Source organism: Zhongshania aliphaticivorans, assembly GCF_902705855.1.
In the GTDB taxonomy this organism is placed as follows: domain Bacteria; phylum Pseudomonadota; class Gammaproteobacteria; order Pseudomonadales; family Spongiibacteraceae; genus Spongiibacter; species Spongiibacter aliphaticivorans_B.
Map to the genome: position 1 here is coordinate 47,022 of NZ_CACSIJ010000003.1, position 21,621 is coordinate 68,642.

Annotated in this window: 17 protein-coding genes; 11 read left to right on the forward strand and 6 right to left on the reverse strand. The window is 50.5% G+C overall.

Going from position 1 to position 21,621, the window contains the following annotated elements; genetic code table 11:
- Window positions 1-111 precede the first annotated feature (111 nt).
- The 5 genes from GVJ32_RS03970 to trxA form a co-directional block, all read right to left on the reverse strand.
- The gene (locus GVJ32_RS03970) at window positions 112-1,245 is read right to left on the reverse strand and encodes a PepSY-associated TM helix domain-containing protein (RefSeq protein WP_159238768.1); all 1,134 of its coding nucleotides are present in this window, start codon (window positions 1,243-1,245) and stop codon (window positions 112-114) included.
- 24 nt (window positions 1,246-1,269) lie between these two features.
- Entirely contained in the window at window positions 1,270-3,369 is a 2,100-nt protein-coding gene (locus GVJ32_RS03975) for a TonB-dependent receptor (RefSeq protein ID WP_159238769.1), read from the reverse strand.
- A gap of 1,020 nt (window positions 3,370-4,389) precedes the next feature.
- Window positions 4,390-5,853 carry a 4-hydroxy-3-polyprenylbenzoate decarboxylase gene (gene ubiD / locus GVJ32_RS03980; protein ID WP_159238770.1) on the reverse strand — a complete coding sequence of 488 codons (1,464 nt, stop codon included), beginning with the start codon at window positions 5,851-5,853 and terminating at the stop codon, window positions 4,390-4,392.
- A 131-nt stretch (window positions 5,854-5,984) separates the two neighbouring features.
- Window positions 5,985-7,253 carry a transcription termination factor Rho gene (gene rho, locus GVJ32_RS03985; protein WP_103685142.1) on the reverse strand — a complete coding sequence of 423 codons (1,269 nt, stop codon included), beginning with the start codon at window positions 7,251-7,253 and terminating at the stop codon, window positions 5,985-5,987.
- A 224-nt stretch (window positions 7,254-7,477) separates the two neighbouring features.
- Window positions 7,478-7,804: a thioredoxin TrxA gene (trxA, locus tag GVJ32_RS03990; RefSeq protein ID WP_159238771.1), complete on the reverse strand. Its 327-nt coding sequence runs from the start codon at window positions 7,802-7,804 to the stop codon at window positions 7,478-7,480.
- Window positions 7,805-7,888: 84 nt separating this feature from the next.
- Here trxA and GVJ32_RS03995 point away from each other — a divergent pair, with 84 nt between their 5' ends.
- From GVJ32_RS03995 to waaA, 3 genes are all read left to right on the forward strand, one after another.
- Window positions 7,889-8,854 (forward strand): Ppx/GppA phosphatase family protein, encoded by a 966-nt coding sequence (locus GVJ32_RS03995; protein WP_159238772.1) that lies wholly within the window; start codon window positions 7,889-7,891, stop codon window positions 8,852-8,854.
- Window positions 8,851-9,504 (forward strand): isoprenoid biosynthesis glyoxalase ElbB, encoded by a 654-nt coding sequence (gene elbB / locus GVJ32_RS04000; protein ID WP_159238773.1) that lies wholly within the window; start codon window positions 8,851-8,853, stop codon window positions 9,502-9,504. Before GVJ32_RS03995 ends, elbB begins: the two co-directional genes overlap by 4 nt.
- Before the next feature lie 94 nt (window positions 9,505-9,598).
- Window positions 9,599-10,876, forward strand: a complete 1,278-nt coding sequence (gene waaA, locus GVJ32_RS04005) for a lipid IV(A) 3-deoxy-D-manno-octulosonic acid transferase (RefSeq protein WP_159238774.1) — start codon at window positions 9,599-9,601, stop codon at window positions 10,874-10,876.
- Between the two features lie 6 nt (window positions 10,877-10,882).
- Here the strand turns inward: waaA and GVJ32_RS04010 are convergent, their stop codons facing one another.
- Window positions 10,883-12,310, reverse strand: coding sequence for a TolC family outer membrane protein (locus GVJ32_RS04010; protein WP_159238775.1), 1,428 nt, complete (start codon window positions 12,308-12,310; stop codon window positions 10,883-10,885).
- A gap of 120 nt (window positions 12,311-12,430) precedes the next feature.
- Here GVJ32_RS04010 and GVJ32_RS04015 point away from each other — a divergent pair, with 120 nt between their 5' ends.
- The 8 genes from GVJ32_RS04015 (at window position 12,431) to GVJ32_RS04050 (ending at window position 21,584) form a co-directional block, all read left to right on the forward strand.
- Complete coding sequence (locus GVJ32_RS04015; protein ID WP_235035036.1) at window positions 12,431-12,874, forward strand: DUF1249 domain-containing protein; 444 nt, start codon at window positions 12,431-12,433, stop codon at window positions 12,872-12,874.
- Window positions 12,875-12,950: 76 nt separating this feature from the next.
- A complete protein-coding gene (locus GVJ32_RS04020) occupies window positions 12,951-13,757 on the forward strand; it encodes a metallophosphoesterase (protein ID WP_159238777.1) in 807 nt (268 codons plus the stop codon).
- Window positions 13,754-14,347 carry a YqiA/YcfP family alpha/beta fold hydrolase gene (locus tag GVJ32_RS04025; RefSeq protein WP_159238778.1) on the forward strand — a complete coding sequence of 198 codons (594 nt, stop codon included), beginning with the start codon at window positions 13,754-13,756 and terminating at the stop codon, window positions 14,345-14,347. The genes GVJ32_RS04020 and GVJ32_RS04025 overlap by 4 nt, the downstream gene beginning before the upstream one ends.
- 99 nt (window positions 14,348-14,446) lie before the next feature.
- On the forward strand, window positions 14,447-16,336 hold the full coding sequence (gene parE / locus GVJ32_RS04030; protein WP_159238779.1) for a DNA topoisomerase IV subunit B: 1,890 nt from the start codon (window positions 14,447-14,449) through the stop codon (window positions 16,334-16,336).
- A 133-nt stretch (window positions 16,337-16,469) separates the two neighbouring features.
- A complete protein-coding gene (locus GVJ32_RS04035) occupies window positions 16,470-16,850 on the forward strand; it encodes a VOC family protein (RefSeq protein ID WP_159238780.1) in 381 nt (126 codons plus the stop codon).
- 136 nt (window positions 16,851-16,986) lie between these two features.
- Window positions 16,987-17,625: an NAD(P)-dependent oxidoreductase gene (locus GVJ32_RS04040; RefSeq protein ID WP_159238781.1), complete on the forward strand. Its 639-nt coding sequence runs from the start codon at window positions 16,987-16,989 to the stop codon at window positions 17,623-17,625.
- A 274-nt stretch (window positions 17,626-17,899) separates the two neighbouring features.
- Window positions 17,900-18,616: an Hpt domain-containing protein gene (locus tag GVJ32_RS04045; protein ID WP_159238782.1), complete on the forward strand. Its 717-nt coding sequence runs from the start codon at window positions 17,900-17,902 to the stop codon at window positions 18,614-18,616.
- The gene (locus GVJ32_RS04050; RefSeq protein ID WP_159238783.1) at window positions 18,606-21,584 is read left to right on the forward strand and encodes a response regulator; all 2,979 of its coding nucleotides are present in this window, start codon (window positions 18,606-18,608) and stop codon (window positions 21,582-21,584) included. Before GVJ32_RS04045 ends, GVJ32_RS04050 begins: the two co-directional genes overlap by 11 nt.
- The last annotated feature ends 37 nt before the right edge of the window (window positions 21,585-21,621 follow it).

Consider the following 21,621-nt stretch of genomic DNA (forward strand, 5'->3'; position numbering starts at 1 on the left):
TAGTTCCGATGTAGGTATATTTGGGGGCAGTGTAAAAACTAAGAATCTGGGGTGCTCAGCGTTGTAATGTAGGCGGTGTGCAGATGTTTCGCTGTAATAATGGCAGAGTTTTTACACTGACCCCAAATTTTTTTCCGCGTTGCGACGCTGATTATTGATTCGACGTTGGCGCTTTTTCCACCAAAGGTAGGAGCCGCTGCCAAATAGGATAGCGGGGCTAAGACCTGAGAATACTAACAGCCAGCGTCCGCCAAGACCTAAAGCGTCGCCGCTGTGGAGGGGGAATTGCCAAATCAGAAAGCTATTCCCGCTGGGTGCGGTTAATGGGTTCCAGCTTGCTAGTATTTCGCCACTATATTGATCGACCCAAACTTTGCTGGCGCCATAATTTGTCCAAGCCTCGTCAGCTTGGGCAAAGAGCAACTGGTAGCTGGCTGTGGCACTGGTGGGTAGATATATTCTTTTTAATACCGCATCGGGGAAAACAGACTTCGCGTTTTTAACAGCGGTATCTGCACCAATTGCTAGTGATTCAGCTGTATTTTTGAGAGTGGATTCGGGCGACGGCAATTCGATTACGGGACTAATAAAATTCACTGCCGCTTTCATTGGGCCGTGAAAAATTAAACTGATACCGGTAAATGCAGACACGCCAAGTAATATTGAGAATACGATGCCAACGAATTTGTGAAGGTCGTAGTTTAGTCGGATCGACCCTTGATGACGGTTCACACGCAAGGCATTGCGCCATTGCCCGCGGCGGGGCCACCAGATCACAATGCCGCTAAGGCTAAAGAAAAGTAGTGCGACCCCCATAGCTCCCACGATGTATTTACCCGTCTGGCCGGCGGTAAGGTCGTGGTGAAAACTGTAGAGCCAGGTCATGGGGTACTCGCCCCAAACACGCACCGTGACTGCCTCCGCAGTATCTGGCGAGATGCTAACTTCTACGGTCTTGCCATCGCCCGCTGCGTTGGGAAATCTTGCCGTGTGGGGGCTGCCCGGTGCGCGGGATATATAAAGTCGGTTGAGGGTGGCATCGCTGGGGGCGGCGGCCTTCGCTGCAGCAATGACTGCATCGAAGCTGGCAAGTTTTGCGTTTGGATCACTGCGTAGAGCAGGTGTTAGTGTTTCATCAATGGCGTGATCAAAAACGAGCAAGCTGCCGCTAATACCAATAAGGCTGAGCAGCAGGCCAAATATTAGGCCTGCGTACTTATGCAGCTTTAGCAGGACTCTGCGCATTAGCGATTACTTAGCTGGCGACAATTAAAATTGCTTTGCAAAGGACACGCTAACACTGCGTCCTATACCTTTAAAGTTGCGCGCATCTGAACCTGTGGTTTGCGAATAGTAAGTGAAATAGTCTTCGTTGCTAAGGTTTTGCACGCCTAGGCTGAGTGTGCCAAAGCTGGCGGCGTAATCGATATTGGTGTCTATGGTGGTATAGCCTTTGAATTTGGTTGTTGTTTGGCCGCTGCTATTTTTAAAATTGCGGTCTTGAACATGGCTAAGTTGCAGGCGAGAGTTGAGTTTGTCGGTCCATTCACGATCCCAGCTCAGATTGATTCTGTTGGGGCCGATATTGGCGCCCGCCATATCGGTGTCTACTTTACCGTCGGCGTCTGAATCGTATTCACCCTCTTGTCGAGCAACGCGAAGGTTTAAGGTGTCTACCTCACTGGCAAACCAAGTGCTTCGGAATTCAATGCCGCTGATTTCTGTTTTTTCACGCTTAACAGTATAAATTCCATCGGCGTTGGCTTCTAAGCGCTGCCCAAAATCTGAATCTGACTGGTAATAGCTTAGTTGCACTTGAAAGTTGCGATTGGTGTATTCCGCGCCAATTTCTGTGTTGTCAGTAATGATAGGTTCTAGGTCTAGGAATGTTTCGACACTTTGATTTGCTGTGTTTATTCCCCGTAGTACGCGGCCGACATCGGCCATTGAAAAGCCTTCAGAGGCATTACCAAATAGCCGCCAGGTGTCGGTGATTTTGTAGGTGGCGCCGATATTGAATAGGGTGTCGTCAAATTCAGGATTGCCGCCCTTTACAAATTGGCCGCCGTTATACGACGCTAGGGTGGTGAAGTCGCCGACTGCTAATTCTGAGTTTTCTTGGCGAACACCGGCGGTGAGTGTGAGGTCTTGGACGCCGACATACTCCACTTGTAGGAAGGGCGCGTAATTTTCATACTCGGTTTTAGGAACCCAGTAACGGCCAGTGGTTATCAATTTTTGGTATGTGGTATCGGTGAAAATATCCATACCATAAACTAAGTTCACGGGCAGGCCAGCGACCTCATCTTTGATCAAGGTAATTTTAATGCCTTGCTTCTCAGAGTTATTTTGCGATTGATCAAATACCGATGCACCAATGGCGGGGTCTTGGAATGTAGCTGCGACACTGCCACCATAAGTTGCGGCAAACTCTTGAGTAAATACGTGGGCGCGGAGTTTATGACCCAAAAAGTTTTCGTTGGTGTAATTAAAGCTCAGTAGGGTGACTTCATTACTGACCGGTTCACCCTGCACATTGCCTTTTTCTGCGGTGGTAGGTACACCGGCGTCGATGTCTCCGTCTACGCCAACCCAGTCATTATTTCCTGAAATATCATAGTGATTCACCGTCATTTCAAGACGCTGATCGGCCCAGTTGTAACCTAGCTTCAAAAAGACATTGGCCATCTCAGAGTCTAGCGTGTCGCCCTGCGCATTATCAAAACCGATGATGTCGCCATTGGCGTCATAGCCTATGCCGCTCTCACGGTAACCAATACTTGCCAAACCATCAAAATTATCCCAGCTACCTGATGCGCTGTAATTTACACCGTAGCCCAAGCTTTCACCGAAATCTTCTTCTTGGAAGAAGGACTCTATGCGAATGCTTTGCTCTGTGGTGTCGCTGGGGCGCTTGGTGATCAGATTGATAATCCCGCCTGATGCGCCCAAGCCGTGAATCGCATTGGCGCCGTGTATAACTTCAACTCGTTCAAGCATCAGAGGATCGATGGTGTGAGCATCGCGACCGCCGTCCCGCAAAGGATTGGATTGTGGTACGCCGTCGACTAGATATAAAGGCTTACGGCCGCGTAGACTTTCTCCGGCGCTGGTCATTTTTTGGCGGCTTGGTGCAAAGCTGGGAATCAGATTACCAAGGATGGTAGACATATCACTGGTAACGCCCATTTGCTTGATTAGCTCTTGTTCGTTAATAACCGTGACGGTATTGGCAATAGTGCTGAGTGGGCGCTCTGAGCGGCTGGCAGTAACAACCATTTCCTCGGTGAACTCTTTGGCGGTAGCGCTGCCGCTAGCGGCGATTAGCGCCAGTGTCGTCAAAGATAATGATTGTTTGAAATTGCTCATAGAAGCCTCATGCACGGCGTTGCCGCGTTGTGGGTGTTTTTAAAATTTGTGAATTGTATGGCTTATGAGAATCATTATCAATATTGGCGCAAAGAACCTTGAAGCTGGGACATGTGAGCGACGCGATTGCCATCGAGTATCATCGATTAGCTTTCCAGTTTATTGCCAGTCTTGGTTTGGCCCTCGCTGGGCGACTTACTTTATTCGGCACTCTGTGCCTCACCCTACGGGTCGCCAAAAAGCGGCGATCAAATAGAAAGCTTTGTCTTTTTGCTTGCCCAAAAAGAAAGTAAGCAAAGAAAAAGGGCACCCTGCATCACCGTCGATGGCAAAAAGCGCCATCGATTCCCCTCCGCGCTTCACAAGTAACGGCGCGGGAAAAACTCGTCTTCGGCTCAAACAGTTTCCCGCTTAACCCGTTACTTGCTCCAGTGCTCAGCGGTGCTGAAGGGAAATTGGCGTATGCTGCGAGTAACGTTGTTAAAGTGGTACTGTTTGTCTAATGTCGGAATACTGCGCCGGCCTTAGTCCCGCTTTTGAACTCACCGAGCATCGCAGAAATTCAATGGGATGCTTTTAGCGAGGACTGTCTGAGCTGAAGGCGAGTTCCGCAGCGATCCCATTGGATTTTTGTGAGCGCAGGGTACCCGAAGGGTGAGTGATAGCGGNCGGATTTCTTGCTTACTTCTTTTTCCGAGAAAAGAAGTAAGTCGTCCAGCGAGGGCGAAATAATAACTCACAGATAGCTGTGACACCGCTATACGGGAAGGTTTTCAAGTATAAATTTATTACTCTACTTTTAAAATCAAAGAATTAACTTCGTAACTATTTTCTGCATAACCCCATCATTTATGGATTCACGCTAGTTGATCTAGCGCATAAACTCATGTCGGCTCAAATAGCCGAGCAATGCGGCGGCCACGCGGACTTGTCTAAGTCGTAATCCGCTAGAAATAACTTCACAAGCCATTCCCACGGAAAATGAATGCGGGGTTATGAGGCGAAGGCTAAACGCCGAACTTAGCCCAGCCCTAACTCGTTCCAGATATCATCTATTTTCTGAATAACAGCAGGATCTTTCACAATGGGACGGCCCCATTCACGGGTGGTTTCACCGCCCATTTTATTAGTGGCGTCCATCCCCATTTTGGAGCCGAGGCCGGAAACCGGTGATGCGAAGTCTAAGTAGTCGATGGGGGTGTTTTCAACTAAGACGGTGTCGCGGGCGGGATCCATGCGGGTGGTGATGGCCCAGATGACGTCGTTCCAGTCGCGGGCGTTGACGTCGTCGTCGCAAACAATAACGAATTTGGTGTACATAAACTGGCGTAAAAACGACCACACGCCAAACATGACGCGTTTGGCGTGACCGGGATATTGTTTCTTGATGGTGACTATCGCCATGCGATAGGAGCAGCCTTCTGGTGGTAGATAAAAATCTACAATTTCCGGAAATTGTCTTTGCAGTAATGGCACCAAAACTTCGTTCAGCGCTACGCCTAATACAGCAGGTTCATCCGGCGGTCGGCCGGTATAGGTGCTGTGATAAATAGGTTTTTTGCGATGACTGATATGGGTAACGGTGAAAACCGGAAAGCTATCTACTTCATTGTAGTAACCGGTGTGGTCGCCATAAGGGCCTTCGTCGGCAACTTCTTGGGGGTCTATATACCCTTCAAGAATAAATTCTGCGGTCGCGGGAACCTGTAAATCATTGCTTAAACTTTTGGTAAGCTCGGTCTTGCTACCCCGCAATAAACCGGCGAAGGCGTATTCGCTTAGCGAGTCAGGTACCGGGGTTACCGCGCCAAGCGTGGTGGCAGGGTCTGCACCGAGCGCGACGGACACGGGAAATTTTTCACCGGGATTACTGGCTTTAAATTCTTGGAAATCTAGCGCACCGCCGCGATGGGATAGCCAGCGCATAATCAGCTTGTTCTTGCCGATTAATTGCATGCGGTAAATGCCGAGATTTTGCCGTTCTTTATTAGGGCCGCGAGTAATGACCAGCGGCCAGGTGATGAGCGGTGCGGCGTCGTCGGGCCAGCAGGTTTGGATGGGTAGGGTGTGTAAATCTACCGCGTCGCCTTCAATAATGCATTCTTGGCAAGGTGCATTACTCACCATTTTAGGCCCCATATTCAATACTTGTTTGAATACCGGTAGTTTGCTCCACGCGTCACGCAGGCCTTTTGGTGGATCAGGTTGCCGTAGGAAGGCGAGTAATTCGCCCACTTCGTGCAGTGCTTTTATGTCGTCTTTGCCCATGCCCATGGCGACGCGCTTTTCGGTGCCGAATAAATTCGCCAGCACTGGAATGTCGTAGCCAATGGGGTTTTCAAATAATAAGGCAGGGCCGCCCGCGCGTAAGACACGGTCGCAGATCTCGGTCATTTCCAGATTGGGATCAACAGGATGGCTGATGCGTTTCAGCTCACCTTGTTTTTCTAAATGCCGGATAAATTCTCTGAGGTCTTTATACATAAAGGAAGGTCTGATGTCGGAAGTCGGGTGTCTGAGGCTGCTCGGTGCGGCCTCAGATTCATACTATCAAACTTAAATTGCGGTGTAGCTTATGGGTTGTAGCGTCGGACGTTAGACATCCGACGCCCGACTTACTTACGCTTCATCGAGTCAAAGAAGTCCGCATTGGTCTTGGTGTCTTTGAGCTTGTCGATTAAGAACTCGATGGCTGCAGTGTCTTCCATGCCGTGAAGTAATTTACGCAGAATCCACATTCTGGCCAGCTCTTCTTCACCGGTAAGCAATTCTTCGCGACGGGTGCCTGAGCGGCGGATGTTGATAGCGGGGTAAACGCGTTTCTCAGCAATTTTACGGTCGAGATGCAGTTCGTTGTTACCCGTACCTTTAAATTCTTCGTAGATAACCTCGTCCATTTTCGAACCGGTATCAATCAATGCCGTTGCGATAATGGATAAGCTGCCGCCTTCTTCTATATTACGCGCCGCGCCAAAGAAACGCTTTGGGCGCTCTAGGGCGTGGGCGTCTACACCACCGGTTAATACTTTGCCGGAGCTAGGTATGATGGTGTTGTAGGCACGAGCTAGACGGGTGATCGAGTCGAGCAGGATAACAACGTCGCGTTTGTGTTCGACCAAACGTTTGGCTTTTTCGATAACCATTTCCGCCACTTGAACGTGGCGTGCTGGGGGCTCATCAAAGGTCGAGGCCACAACTTCGGCGCCGCGAACACCTACCGAGCGTTGCATCTCGGTCACTTCTTCTGGACGTTCGTCAATCAATAATACGATGACATAACATTCTGGGTTGTTGCGAATGATGCTCGACGCAATATTCTGCAACATTAAGGTTTTACCCGCTTTTGGCGGTGCGACGATCAAGCCGCGCTGTCCTTTACCGATTGGCGCTGCCAAGTCGATGATACGGCCTGTTAGATCCTCGGTCGAACCAGTGCCCATTTCTAGCGTCAGGCGCTCATTAGGAAACAGGGGGGTGAGGTTTTCGAATAGAACCTTGTTCTTGGATTGCTCGGGGCGGGTGAAGTTAACTTCGTCTACTTTTAGTAGTGCAAAGTATCGCTCGCCTTCTTTAGGCGGTCGAATTTTGCCTGCAATACTGTCGCCAGTGCGCAGGTTAAAGCGTCTGATCTGGCTGGGAGAAACATAGATATCGTCGGGGCCAGCAAGGTATGAGCAATCAGCCGAGCGCAAGAAGCCAAAGCCGTCTTGCAGTATTTCCAGTACGCCGTCGCCGTGAATATCTTCACCGCTTTTAGCGTGGCGTTTTAGTATGGAAAAGATGATGTCTTGTTTACGAGAGCGGGCGATGTTGTCTAGGCCGCCTTCTTTGGCAATGTCGAGTAATTCTTGAGCTGATTTTGTTTTTAGATCGGTAAGATTCATAGGTATATGGGTTTAGTGGTATCAATTAGACAGGATATAAGCGAGACGTGGGATCGGCAGAAATAGGGAAGCCGGAACGAACTCGACGAGTTAAGCTGAAGCGAATATAAGGTTAATTATTGGGTGTTCTTTGAAGGATCTTGCGCACTCTATCATTGAAAAGCGAGGGCGTCTAGCTTTTAGAGTGAGCCCGTGCAGTTAAATTCTGAACGGGCTACAAAGGCTTACAGTGCTGAATTTACGAAATCGAGCAGCTGAGTTTTAGACAGAGCGCCAACTTTAGTGGCTTCTGCGTTACCGCCTTTGAAAATCATCAGTGTTGGAATGCCGCGAACGCTGAATTTAGCAGGCGTGTCGCTGTTGGCATCAACGTCGATTTTACAGATCTTCAATTTACCGGCGAATTCGCCAGAAATTTCGTCAAGAATAGGGGCAATCATTTTACATGGGCCACACCACTCAGCCCAGAAATCAACCAGCACAGGCAAGTCAGACTTCAGCACGTCTTCTTCAAAACTACTGTCGGTGACGTGAACGATGTTGTCGCTCATGTTAGTACTCCGAATAAATATCACAAAATAAAGGATGTGCGATGATAGCACAGGAATTACGGCGATGTGAAAAGAGGTAACAGTGTGAATTTGACCGTTGGCACATATATAGCGGCTATCGATATGGGGTCTAACAGCTTCCATATATTAATTGCGCAGGTTCAATCCAAAGTCTGGCGGACCATATATACCGATGAGCGTAAGGTGCAATTGGCAGCAGGCAGTGATGCCGGTAACTTGCAGCGCGACGCGCAGCAGCGAGCGATGACATGTTTAGGCGAGTACAAGGACGTGTTAGCGGGTTACGACATTACCGAACTACACGTAGTTGCGACTGCGTCGTTGCGGGGTGTCAAAAATGCCTCACCTTTTTTATCTGCTGTCGAAGATCTGCTGGGGGTAAGGCCTGAGATTATTAGCGGTGAGCGCGAAGCCAAGTTGGTATACCTCGGCGTTAGCGCCACATTACAGGACGCGGATGATGAGCGAACTTGCTTGGTGGTTGATATTGGCGGTGGCAGCACTGAACTTGCGTGGGGTTCCGCGGCCCATATGAAGGTGGGTGTCAGTACGGAAGTCGGCTGCCTGCGGTATTTACGTTATTTTCCAGAGGGTGAGTTGTGCCAAGAATATTTTAGCGCAGCGGTAAACGCCGCTAAGGCGATGTTTATACAGGCGCTGATTGAGTTCCCCTTGTCGTTTAGGGAATCACCACCATTTGTTATTGGTTGCTCGGGTACTTTGCTCGCAGTAGAGCAAGTGCTGTTGGCAAAATCTGGGCGGGAGGATGGCGGAATTCATTTGAAAGAACTGCGGAGCTTGGTTGAGAATCTCTCCTTATTTAGTTCTATAGGTGAAGTACGTTACCAGGGTTTAGCAGAAGATAGGCGATCAATTTTTGCCTCGGGAGTCGCGATCGTGTTGGCGCTATTTGACGTATTGAATATTGATACTATGCAGCTTTCGCCGCGCGGACTACGTGAAGGTATTATCGAAAATCGGCTCGCGCATGGCGAGCTGGCATTCCAGCAAGGAGGACAGCAACAATGAAAAAAGTCGCACTGATATTATCCGGTTGTGGTGTTTATGACGGTTCCGAAATATATGAATCGGTACTCACCATGTTGTCATTAGAAAATCATGGCGCGAGTTACCAGTGTTTTGCACCGAATATTGAGCAGTTCCATGTTATTAACCATTTGGCGGGCGAAGTGGCAGAGGGTGAAAGCCGCAATGTACTGGTTGAATCGGCGCGTTTAGCCCGTGGCGAGGTAAAGGATTTGGCTGAAGCGCAGGCAGCGGATTTTGACGCGGTGATTGTGCCCGGGGGCTTTGGCGCAGCTAAGAATTTGTCTGACTTCGCGGTAAAAGGCGTGGAAATGAGCGTGCAAAAAGATGTGCTGCAATTTGTTCAAACCATGCATAAGGCAGGTAAGCCTACCGGCTTGATATGCATTGCACCGACGATGGCGGCGCGAATTTTTGGTGATGGTGTGAAATGCACGGTGGGTAATGACGCTGATGTTGTTACGGCTATTAATAATATGGGTGCGCTTCATCAATCGTGTTTGGTTGATGAAGTTTGTATAGACGAGGCAATGAAATTGGTGACTACGCCAGCGTATATGTTGGCTGGTAGTATTGCCGAGGCTGCAAAAGGCATTAATCGCTGTGTGCGAGAAGTGCTAAATATGTCCTAAGGGTATTTGTGCGGTTTTGAGCTTACGCTGGCCTGAATCTGTGTTGGCCGTTATGCTTGCCGCACTTGCTTGAGTATGGGAACGCATTCGCGACATGCCCCGATTTTTATATAGTGTATTTTCTTATCTTCTTCTGCCGCTGATCCTACTGCATTTGCTATGGCGTGCTTGGCGGGCGCCGGCGTATCGGCATCGTATTGCCGAACGCTTTGGTTTTTTCAAGGCGCCAACACAGCAGCATGGTTTGTGGGTTCACGCGGTTTCTGTTGGTGAAAGTATCGCGGCGGGGCCAATCATTGAGCATTTTTTAGATCATCATCCAGAATTACCTGTGCTTGTTACCACCATGACGCCAACCGGATCAGAGCGTGTGCGCGCCATGTTTGGCGAACGAGTATTCCATGTTTATGCGCCTTATGATTTGCCGGATGCGGTGAGCCGGTTTCTGGATCGCGTGCAGCCACGGGGCGCCGTGATTATGGAAACCGAGGTTTGGCCAAATATGGTTTGCCAAACCGCCGCCAGAGGTATTCCCGTGCTATTGGCGAATGCACGATTATCAGCGCACTCCGCTCATGAATATGGGCGAGTGGCAAAATTACCCCAGAAGGTATTTTCGACGTTCTCAAAGGTAATTGCGCAATCTGCCGACGATGGCGCACGGTTTCTGGCGCTAGGGGTGCCGGAGGAAAAGTTGGTTATTTCTGGCAGCATTAAATTTGATGTTGACGTCTCTCCCTTACTTCGCGAGCAGGCTCGTGCATTGCGTGAGCAGTGGCTCGGGGCGCGGCCGGTGTGGATTGCGGCGAGCACCCATGCTGGTGAAGACGAGATACTATTAGCTGCCCACAAAATGTTATGCCAACAGCAGCCAGATGCCTTGCTATTGTTAGTGCCGAGGCATCCCGAGCGCTTTGCGAAAGTAGCAGAATTAATTGCGGCCGAGGGCTTTAACTTTCAACGTCGCAGTGACTTTCAGCACGGGCTCTGCGCCGCCGATGTTCAGGTTATTTTGGGCGATACAATGGGTGAGCTACTACTGCTACTAGGCTGTGCGGACATAGCCTTTGTCGGCGGTAGCTTAGTTGAACGCGGCGGCCATAATACACTGGAGCCGGCGGCGTGGGGGCTGCCGGTTTTGACCGGGCCTAGCGACTACAATTTTTTGGAGATTAGCGCTCTATTGCATGATGCAGGGGCATTACTACAGCTTTCAAACGCAGAAGAACTGGCGTCGGCGCTACGCAGTTTGATGACAGATTCTAAGCGAGCAAAACAGCAGGGTGCCGCTGCGAAGCAGGTGGTCGATAACAATAGGGGGGCTTTGCAGCGCTTGCTCGCCTGTATTGAGCAGGCGCTGCAACAGAGTTAGCGTTCGTTATTTTCTCGCGTCGCTTTCTTTTAACGACACAGGCTCAGGCAGTTGTAACCATTTATTAAGCGCAATAATGTCTGCCGGGCTCAGTGTGCCAGCATTCAATTTCAGTTTTAGCACATCAATAACATAGTCATAACGGGCATTGGTGTAGTCGCGCATCGCACCGTAGAGGCGGCGTTGGGCGTCTAATACGTCAACAATATTTCTTGTTCCCACTTCATAGCCAGCCTCGGTTGCGTCTAAGGCGCTGCGAGTAGAAATAATATTTTGATGGCGCGCATTTACGGTTTGGACGTCGGTGTAAACCGCAATGTGCTGGGCGCGGATACTAGAGATTACCTGACGCTGGGTGGTTTGCGCATTGTAGTTTGCCGCATTGTATTGCTCGTAGGCTTGGCGTCGACCGGCACTAATCGCGCCACCTGCAAATAGGGGCATGGTCAACGTTACGCGCAGCGCATCTGATTCCGTGTAGGCCTCTGGTTGGGAAGCGAACCCAGAGTCAGGTCGAAAAGTGTTCGTGCCATCTACATCGTTTTTACTGGTGGTGAAGCTGCCGACAACCTTAGGCAAATGCTCCATCTTTTTCGACTGGGCGGTTTCATAGGCTGAGCTAGCGCCAGCGTTAGAAACCTGCAATAACTTGTTATTGGCCAGTGCAAAATCTACCCACTCTGCGCGGCTGGCGGGTTCGGGCATGGTAATGGGGAAGTCGGTTTTCAGCGACCATAGATTATTATGCTCCTGGCCGGTTAAGTTGCTGAGGTTTTCTCTGGCGATTGCCAGGGTGCCTTCAAAACCGTAACGCTGGGCAACGGTGCTGTCGAATACCGCGCGGGCCTCGTGCACGTCGGTGATGGCAATTAAGCCAACGTCAAAGCGTTGCTGGGTTTGCTCGAGCTGACGCTTAGCCGCGCGCTCTTCTGCTTTAGATGCGTCGAGGTTTTCACTGCCGCGCAATACATTGAAGTAGGCTTCTGCAGTACGTACGATCAATTGCTGCTGTTCGTAAGCCAGCTGCGCTTCAGCTTGCTCAGAAATCTTTTTGCCGGCTTGAAAGCTGAACCACGCAGGTAGATCAAAAAGAGGCTGGCTCAGCGATACGGAATAGAATTCTGAGTCGGTATCGGTAATGGTTGTTTGATCGATAACACTGAAATTTCCTACGCTATCGCCTTGTAATCCTTTACCTTGCGAGTCGCTTTCAGAGTCTTGGTAGTAGGCTTGCGCAGTGATCTGCGGGAGCAGCGCAGCGCGGCCCAAATTCTCATTTTCAATATTGGCACGGTAGCTGGCTTCGGCGGTCTTTAGTTGCGGATCATTTGTAACAGCAAGCTGGTAAACATCGAGTAAGGTGTCAGCATTGGCAATGTGGCTGCTTAACAGTGCAGCAATGGAGATACTGAGTAGATGACGTTTGGCAATCATAGAGGTAACCTGTCTCCAAAGAGGGCGGGAGGAAAGCCCCAAAGTGTACCAAACAAATACCCATTGAATATGAATATTAACTAAAGTTATGGAATGTACGGGCATTTCATTGGGAGTGATGTGAATAACCATCAGTACCGGATAGACCTCAATGGTCATCTTGCCGATTGCGAAATGAATTTTCGCCGCCTGCAAAAGCTGCTGCCGTCGGATGTGGAGGCCGGTGATTGCCTGCGTTTTGGCGTGGCTGCCAATGCAGTTGAGCTACATATTAAAGAGCGCGCTCCCTACACCACAATGCTTGAACTGCGCTTGGCAAAACCCTTGTTTGCCGAGTTGCCGGTGCCGGCATTGCAGGTTCGAATGTATCACGACGCCAGCTTGGCAGAGGTGATGGGGGCGAGCGGTTTGCGACCAGTTAAACCGCGTTACCAGTATCCCAATAGCGCCATGTACCAGCGCGACGAAAAAGCTCAGCAAAATCGTTATCTTGGCGAATGGCTGAGTCTGTGTCTTAGCCATGGCCGATCCCTAGAAAATCCCCTTAATATTCTCGAAATATGACATTGTTCGCGTAATTTTACTGGCGGAAGCCCAGGGCATCCCGTATAAAACAAGCAAGCAATAACGGGGTTGTTCGGTGAATTTGGCTGCTCAAACAAACACAGCACCGCTAACGGTGGTGCAAATTAGCGATTGTCATCTCGGCGCAGAGCTGGGTGATAGCTTATTGGGCATGGATACCGACAATAGCTTAGAGGCAGTGCTGACGACAATAGCAGACGAGTGCCCGCATATTGATTTGCTGGTGGTGTCTGGCGATTTGGCGGCCCACGGCGACGCGGAATCGTATCGTCGCCTGTATGCTCGGCTTGCCGGTGTGGCTACGCAAATGGTGTGGCTACCTGGGAATCACGATGACGCAAACTTGATGCGCAGTGTGGTGGGTGATCAAGTTATGCCCGCCACGTTGGATGTCGGAACTTGGCGTCTGGGGTTTATGAACTCTGCGGTTTGCGGTGAAGTGGGCGGGTCTTTGGCCGCTGACCAGCTCGCCGTGCTGGCAGGTATTGCTGAGTCTGAGCTTCCCAGTTTGGTGTTTTTGCATCACCATTTACGCGCTTTGGGTTGTGCGTGGCTGGACGAGCAGCGGGTGAAAAATGCCGATGAGGCATTTGCCATCGTCAAAGATTCATCGAATATTAAGGCCTTTGTATCTGGTCATGTTCATCAGCAGTCTGAAATGTTGTATCAAAACAAGGGTTTATTGACGACGCCATCAACCTGTATTCAATTTGCTCCGGGCAGCGATAATTTCGCCTTAGATGACTGCAACCCCGGCTATCGGGTGTTTTACTTGGCGCCAAATGGCCAATTTCAAACAAGAGTGTCGCGGGTAAAAGGTGTAACATTCGCCGTCGACAATCTGGCAAGTGGTTACGAATGACAGCAGGGCTTATTTATATTCACGGATTTATCTCTTCTCCCCGATCTTTAAAAGCACAGCTATTAGGGCATTATGTTGCAGAGCACCATTCAGATATCCATTATATGGTGCCGTCTTTGTCGAATACGCCAGCAGAGGCGTTTCGAGAGTTAGATCAATTAGTACAAGATTTTTTGCAAAATAACACGGGACCTTTGGGTTTGGTGGGTAGCTCAATGGGGGGCTTTTTTGCCACCGCCCTAGCGGAACGCTACCGGCTAACTGCGGTTTTGGTGAACCCTGCGGTGCAACCCCACACCTTTGGCGAGCATTTTATTGGCGCCCACCACAACCCTTATACGGGTGTGGATTTTAGCTTGGCGCAGTCCGATATTGATGTGCTGCAGTCTTTGGTGGTAAAACCGAACACCGGACGTTACTGGGTCATGGTTCAAGAGCAGGATGAAACCTTGGACTATCGCGATGCGGTCAAATTTTACGACGGTGTGCAGATGACGGTGGAAGCGGGGGGCGATCACAGCTTTCAGAATTTTGACCGCCATTTAGCGGCGATTGTTGAATTTCTGCAATTGTCGATACCGGCGGAATAGCTGCGCGTCTCTAGAAAATAATACGGATTCTGGCCACCTACGCGGCTAGATTTTTAGCTAAATTAGTCAATGCGGCGCGGCCGCTAACAATGGTTTTAGATGTCACAATATACCTCGCAATCCATAGAAGTTCTTACCGGTTTAGAACCAGTGCGCAAACGCCCTGGCATGTATACCGACACCACCCGCCCGAACCATCTGGCGCAGGAAGTGATCGACAATAGTGTCGATGAAGCCCTTGCTGGTCACGCTAGTGAAATCATCGTCACCTTATTTGCCGACGGCTCGCTGGCTTGTTCTGACGATGGCCGAGGTATGCCGGTAGATATCCATCCCGAGCAGGGTTTGCCGGGGGTAGAGGTAATTCTTTGCACCCTGCACGCGGGTGGTAAGTTTTCAAACGACAATTATCAGTTCTCGGGTGGTTTACACGGCGTGGGTGTGTCGGTGGTGAATGCCCTGTCCAGCTCGCTAGAGATTGTTATCAAGCGCGATGGCCAAGTGCATCAAATGTTTTTTGCCGATGGCGACAAGGCCACTGAGCTAGCGGTTATTGATAGTTGCGGCAAGCGCAATACCGGAACCTATATCCGCTTTACGCCCAATCCAAAATATTTCGATTCTGCAAAATTCTCTGTGCGGCGCTTAAAGCACGTACTGCGGGCCAAGGCGGTTTTGTGCCCTGGTCTGCGGGTCAGCTTTGTTGATGAAACCGGCACCGAAAGCGAGGAGTGGTATTACGAAGACGGTCTGCGCGACTACCTCGCAGGTCACACTCGTGAATACGAAACCCTGCCCGCTGAACCGTTTATTGGCCATTTTAGCGGTCGCAGCGAGGCCGTCGATTGGGCGGTGCAGTGGCTGCCGGAGGGCGGTGAGCCATTAGCTGAGTCTTATGTAAACCTCATTCCTACTGCGCAGGGCGGTACCCACGTCAACGGCTTACGCAGCGGTCTGCTCGACGCCATGCGCGAATTCTGTGAATTCCGCAGCCTGATCCCCCGCGGCGTAAAATTAGCGCCAGATGATATTTGGGAACGATGCAGCTACGTGCTGTCGTCCAAATTGGGTGACCCGCAATTTTCTGGTCAAACCAAAGAGCGATTAAGCTCCCGTGAAGCTTCTGCCTTTGTGGCAGGTGTTGCCAAAGATGCCTTCAGCTTATGGCTGAATCAGCACACCGAAGATGCAGAAAAACTCGCCGAGCTATGTATTAACAATGCGCAAACGCGGCTGCGTAAAGCTAAGAAAGTCGTGCGCAAAAAAGTGTCTGCCGGGCCAGCATTACCTGGTAAGTTGGCAGATTGTTCCGGCGTAGACACCGAGCGTTCAGAGTTATTTTTAGTAGAGGGTGACTCTGCGGGCGGCTCTGCCAAGCAAGCGCGCGATCGTCAGTTTCAGGCAATACTGCCGTTACGCGGGAAAATCTTGAATACTTGGGAAGTAGACTCCCAGCAAATTTTAGCCTCGCAAGAAGTTCACGATATTTCAGTGGCGATGGGTATCGATCCCGATTCAAATGATTTAAGCGGCCTGCGCTATGGGAAAATCTGTGTGCTGGCCGATGCAGATTCCGATGGTTTACATATTGCGACCTTGCTCTGTGCATTATTTTTGCGGCATTTTCGGCCATTGGTTCAACAGGGGCATGTTTATATTGCCATGCCACCGCTGTACCGCATCGACATTGGCAAAGAGGTGTATTACGCCCTAGATAATGGCGAAAAGCAGGGCATCATGGATCGTCTAGAAGCCGAGAATAAGCGCGGTAAAATTTCAGTCACCCGCTTTAAAGGTTTGGGCGAAATGAACCCGCTGCAACTTCGCGAAACCGTTATGGATCCCAATACTCGCCGCTTAGTGCGCTTAGCCATTGATGACGGTGATGAAACCGATAGCTTGATGGATATGTTGCTATCTAAAAAACGCGCACCAGACCGTAAAACCTGGCTTGAGGCCAGCGGCGACGAAGCCGAGGTCTTACTGTGATTGCTTTGAATAAGCCTGTGTAAATATCTGAAAGAAAAAGCTCTTCATAGAGCTTTTTTCTTTTGCGAAGAACAGGTCTGTTGTTTTTAACGTAAGATGTTTTTAAATTATTAATCCCCAAGGAGAATAAAAAATGTACAGTCATATCATGGTTGGCGCAAACGACATTCAGGCATCAAAAGTATTTTACGATGCGGTGTTGGGCGCGATGGGGCACGAGCCTGGTGTTTTTGATGAAAAAGGTCGCTGTTTTTACTTTACTGAAAGTGGCATTTTTGCCCTTACCACGCCAATTGATGGCAATCCCGCGACCCATGGAAATGGGAGTACTATTGGTTTTGCGGCGAAAGACCCTGCTCAAGCAGACGCTTGGCACGCAGCAGGTTTAGCCAATGGCGGCACGAGCTGTGAAGACGCACCGGGTGTTCGCGAAGGTGGTTTGGGAAAACTGTATCTCGCTTATTTGCGAGATCCCTCGGGCAATAAAATTTGTGCCCTGCACCGTATCGGTTGATAGTAGTTCGAAGAAAAAGGCGAGGCGCGAATATTAAATAGTATTCGCGTCTCGCCTTTTTTAATTTAGCGTAGTAACTTCCTCGCAGTGTGTAGTGTTCTATCTTAAATCCATAATAAAAATTAGGATCTTCACGATGAAAATTACCTTGTTTGGCGCCACCGGATCGCTAGGGAGCGAGTGTTTGCGTCAAGCCGTGCAGGCGGGGCATGAGCTCACCGTTTTGGTGAGATCAGCGGCAAAATTACCGGCAGACTTGCGGGGCCAAATCACTGTGGTGGAGGGCGACGCGCTGAACGTCGACGACGTGTGGCGTGTTATAGGCGAAGAAACCGACGCCGTGATGTTTGCCATAGGTGTTGATAAATACTCACTGCCAGATTTGCGCACCGAGATTAGCCGTCATATTCTGGATGCGCTGCGGGGCGAGCCTAGAATTCGTTTCATTTGGTGCGGGGGTGGTAGCACCTTTGTGGCAGAGGATCGTATAACCTTGGGCGCGAGGTTTGTCCGGAAATTTGCGGCACTCTTTATGAGCCTGCGACATGAAGATAAAGAGCATCAGTATCAGTTATTGATGCAGTATCCAGATGTGCAGTGGCTAGGGGTGCGGCCCTTGCAAATGCGAAAAGGGGCGTTGCGAGGGCAATATCGCCTGGGTTTCGATCGCTTTAATGGCTTTTCGGCAATTAGTTTTGCCGACTGCGCCCATGCAATGCTGAGCTTGTTGGAAGATGATACGTGGCTGAATAAAGCGCCGATTGTTCAGTACTGACATGACGGCAAGCTGAAAGTGTAATATGTGTTTGATGAGATAATACTTGGGAATAGGCTTTGACGGTTTAGCCTTTCATATATTGTTCACCCCTTGTAGTTTAAATTCCCTTTATATATGACCCCTGTTTTCGCTAGGGCACCAACCCTGTGGTTGCCTATTGGGGTGGTATGGATGATTGACAGCGTTTCCTAACTAGATTCAGAATAGGTCTATTAACTTGGATGCGCTTTAATGACGATGTGTCTTACCAAAAAAGCAGGAGGCTTTGTGTATGACTCAAACACCTCCATTTAAAGCGCAGCAATGCCACCGGTCATCGATGTATATTGCTATTGTCAGCAGCGATCGAGTTACCCAGACCTTGGCAAGTAGAATTTTAGAACGGCTTGCTTATCCGACTCCCGAGTGTTTTGACAGCCTAACTACGCTATTGATGTCGTCGCTACAGGCAGACGTGATTTTGCTTGATGCGGCGGATGCTGTTGGAAATTGGGAAGCGGATACTGAACAGTATCGAGAAACCACACAGATTGTAATTCTTGGTGATCTTGTAAATACGGCTAACTATTTGTGCATCAGCAAGCCTTTGCAAAAGGAAGTATTAGCAGCTGCTCTTTTAGATCTAAATCCAAGAAAAAAAATTAGCAACATAAACCATGAGGCAGTCGAAGAGTTGTTGCAGTTATTCGGGGCTTCAGGACTTCGCGAAATGATAGACGCACTCGCTGCGGATCTGCCGCAGCAACAGGCCAGGCTTAATCAAGCATTGTTGTCCCGCGACTACACCCAGTTGAAACACGTTGCGCACGGTCTGCATGGCGCAGCTCTGCAGTTTGGTGCAACAGAGTTTGCTAGATTGTGTAGTACTATTGAGCGACGTTGCGCAGAACAAGACGGCGCCGTTTTTACTGACCCCGAGTCCCTCCAAATGATCCCCTGCTACGCAGAGCTTATTTCGCAATTATCAGATGACCGCTATGTCGAATAATCCTCCCTCTGCTCGACCGTCTCTAAGTGCGTTTGTTATTTGCATTATGGTGATGCTAGTGGGTTTTCTCCTCGCCTTGCAGACCGCGCGCTCAATCGACGAAAGCCAGCGAGCGCGATTTGATAACGAAGTACATCGACTTTCCAATAGCGTAGAGCAACGTATGAAAGCCTACGCCCAAGTATTGCGCGGCGGGCGGGCATTGTTTGAGGCCTCAACAGACGTGAGTCGCGAAGATTGGCGTATTTATGTCGAGCAGTTGCATTTGTCTGAGCACTATCCAGGTATTCGCGGGATGACGTTCGCACCGCGAGTGCTCTCAGCGGATTTGCCCGCCTTTATCGCCAAGGTGCGTAGCGAGCCTTTGCCACCCGGCATTACGAATCCATCCGTGTTGCGCCAGTTCAGCTTGCGAGAACCTCCGCCACCGATTGACCCGATCCAACCGCCGGAGCATGCGCCTGTGTACTACACCGCGCCGCTGACCGCCGACTCTGAACGGGCGATCGGCATCGATATGATGCGCGACATTGGCCGACGACGTGCGCTGGAAGCCGCCGTTGCTGCAGATGATGCGGTGCTGAGTCCAAGTCTGCGACTGCTGCGCTTGAGCGGAACCCAAGTAGGTTTTATTGTCTATCTACCAGCGTACCGTAACGAGCGGCAGCTCGGCTGGATCACAGCTACTTTTCATGCCGAAGCATTCATGAGCGGATTGCTCGCTGAAGACGGCGGCGAACTGGACATGGCGCTCTACGATGGCGACGAATTACGCGCCGACAATTTAATGTACTCCTCTGGTGGTGTAACTGCCGATGGGGGGCCGAAGTCACTTACGGTGCCGACGAATGCGCGTTTTGTGACAGACGTCGTTCTCAATATGCCAGGGCGACACTGGACGGCCCGCTTTGTTGCCGGGCCAGACTTCGCCAGCCTGTCGGAGCGCTTACTTCCGTGGCTGATTGCATTGGGTAGCCTACTGGCTAGCCTAGTGGTTTATTTGGTGTCGCGAGCGAGTGCGCAGTGGCAGTCGCAGGCCAGTTTATTGGCGCAACAGGCTGGCGCATTGCGTGAAGCTAAGGCAACGGCGGATTCCGCTAATCAGGCCAAAAGTAGTTTCTTGGCCAATATGAGCCACGAAATCCGCACCCCGTTGAATGCGATTTTAGGCACAGCTGAATTGCTCGGCGATACTCGCCTCAATGCGGATCAGCGCCAGAGTTTAGACACCATCAGCCAGAGCGGCGACCACTTGCTCGGCGTTATCAACGAAATCCTCGACTACACCAAAGTCGAGGCGGGGTTGATGGAGCTTGATCAGGCGGTTTTCGATCTCCGCCAGACCGTGGAAGAAGCCATCGAGCTGGTGGCTTACCGCGCGGCAGAAAAGCAACTGGAGTTGGCCTGTGATTTTGCCCCCGGCACACCCGAAATGTTGCGCGGCGATGCTGGTCGGGTGCGACAAGTATTGGTGAATTATCTTTCCAATGCCGTCAAGTTCACTGAGCGTGGCGACGTCGCCGTGGAGATTTCTGCGCAAACAACTGGCGAAGACAGGCATCTTTTCCGTATCGCCGTGCGCGACACTGGTATTGGCATTCCCTCTGATCGCCTGGATCGCCTGTTTAAATCCTTTAGCCAAGTAGACGCCTCAACAACGCGACGCTACGGCGGTACGGGATTGGGATTGGCGATTTGCAAACGCTTGGCCGAATTGATGGGCGGCGATGTTGCGGTAGATAGTCATCCGGGCCGAGGCTCGATATTTTCCTTTAGCTTTCAAGCCGAGACCAATACGGCGTGGCAGCCCACCGTGCGGCCAGATGTCGGTGTATTGAAAGGTCTGCGTTTACTTATTGTCGATGACAACGACACCAATCGCCGAATTCTTCGGCGGGCGGCGGCAGAATGGGGCATGACCGTTGTCGATACGGCTTTCCCGCAAGAGGTTTTAGCCAAGCTTCAACGTGGCGAGATTTTTGATCTTGCGGTGATTGACTATTTTATGCCAGAGATGGATGGCATCAGCCTGGCCGCGCAAATACGTCTACTACCCAGTGCGGCTGGAGTGCGATTGCTATTACTAAGTAGCGCTCGCCCCGCAGTCGGGGCGGCAGCGGCATTTGATTTAGTCAGGCTAAAGCCTTTGCGCCGCAGTGGTCTATTGGATGCGTTTCTCGACATGCTCGGTCACAGTCCAGTGTCTGGAAGTGACCAAGCCGCCTTGCCCCGGCAAGCAGAAAATTACACATCTCTGCAGGTATTGCTGGTGGAAGACAACGCTATGAATCGGCAGGTCGGCACCAGAATGCTGTCATCGCTAGGACTAGACGTCGACGTCGCTGAAAATGGCGTCCTCGCGCTCGATGCCATTCATCGCCAAGCTTACGACTTGATACTAATGGATATTCATATGCCGGAAATGGATGGTCTAGAGGCCACACGTCTTATTCGAGCGATGACTGATATTAGCCAACCCCATATTTACGCCATGAGCGCCAGCGTGCTCGATGACGAACGCCAAGCGTGCCTCGATGCCGGTATGGACAAACATTTGGCCAAGCCTTTTCGTCGCCGCGAGTTAGAACAAGCCCTGCGTGAAGTTGCTGCGGCTAGATTTACCGCAGCGCCGCGTGAAGGAAGTGGCGCGCCAGTGAACGTTGAATATCTAGCTAAACTGGTAGAAGACCTTGGTGAAGAAGGGGCGCAAGATGTCCTTGACGTTATCGCAGAAGATGTCGAGCACACATTAGCGACTTTGCAACACGCGGTTAGCGCAAACGACAGCGACAAAGTCCTACGTGCCGTTGCCGCGCTGGTGGCGAACTGCCAACTGTTGTGCGCAGACAAGCTTGCTGCGCAATGGTCGAGTTTAGATACCCTAGAAAAGATAAGGGCGAAGCGAGCGGAGTTTGAGATGGCCTGTGAGCAATATCGTGCTTTGTGCCGCTCATTGCCTCGCCCTTAAAGCGTATTATAATGCCGCACAATCATTCGACCCCAAG

Bases quoted from the DNA above. Each gene is read 5' to 3' on its own strand.
- trxA (WP_159238771.1), bottom strand. From the start codon at position 7,804: ATGAGCGACAACATCGTTCACGTCACCGACAGTAGTTTTGAAGAAGAC.
- GVJ32_RS04025 (WP_159238778.1), top strand. From the start codon at position 13,754: ATGACAGCAGGGCTTATTTATATTCACGGATTTATCTCTTCTCCCCGA.
- GVJ32_RS04040 (WP_159238781.1), top strand. From the start codon at position 16,987: ATGAAAATTACCTTGTTTGGCGCCACCGGATCGCTAGGGAGCGAGTGT.
- elbB (WP_159238773.1), top strand. From the start codon at position 8,851: ATGAAAAAAGTCGCACTGATATTATCCGGTTGTGGTGTTTATGACGGT.
- GVJ32_RS04050 (WP_159238783.1), top strand. From the start codon at position 18,606: ATGTCGAATAATCCTCCCTCTGCTCGACCGTCTCTAAGTGCGTTTGTT.
- GVJ32_RS03970 (WP_159238768.1), bottom strand. From the start codon at position 1,245: ATGCGCAGAGTCCTGCTAAAGCTGCATAAGTACGCAGGCCTAATATTT.
- ubiD (WP_159238770.1), bottom strand. From the start codon at position 5,853: ATGTATAAAGACCTCAGAGAATTTATCCGGCATTTAGAAAAACAAGGT.
- rho (WP_103685142.1), bottom strand. From the start codon at position 7,253: ATGAATCTTACCGATCTAAAAACAAAATCAGCTCAAGAATTACTCGAC.
- GVJ32_RS04035 (WP_159238780.1), top strand. From the start codon at position 16,470: ATGTACAGTCATATCATGGTTGGCGCAAACGACATTCAGGCATCAAAA.
- waaA (WP_159238774.1), top strand. From the start codon at position 9,599: ATGCCCCGATTTTTATATAGTGTATTTTCTTATCTTCTTCTGCCGCTG.
- GVJ32_RS04045 (WP_159238782.1), top strand. From the start codon at position 17,900: ATGACTCAAACACCTCCATTTAAAGCGCAGCAATGCCACCGGTCATCG.
- parE (WP_159238779.1), top strand. From the start codon at position 14,447: ATGTCACAATATACCTCGCAATCCATAGAAGTTCTTACCGGTTTAGAA.
- GVJ32_RS04010 (WP_159238775.1), bottom strand. From the start codon at position 12,310: ATGATTGCCAAACGTCATCTACTCAGTATCTCCATTGCTGCACTGTTA.
- GVJ32_RS03975 (WP_159238769.1), bottom strand. From the start codon at position 3,369: ATGAGCAATTTCAAACAATCATTATCTTTGACGACACTGGCGCTAATC.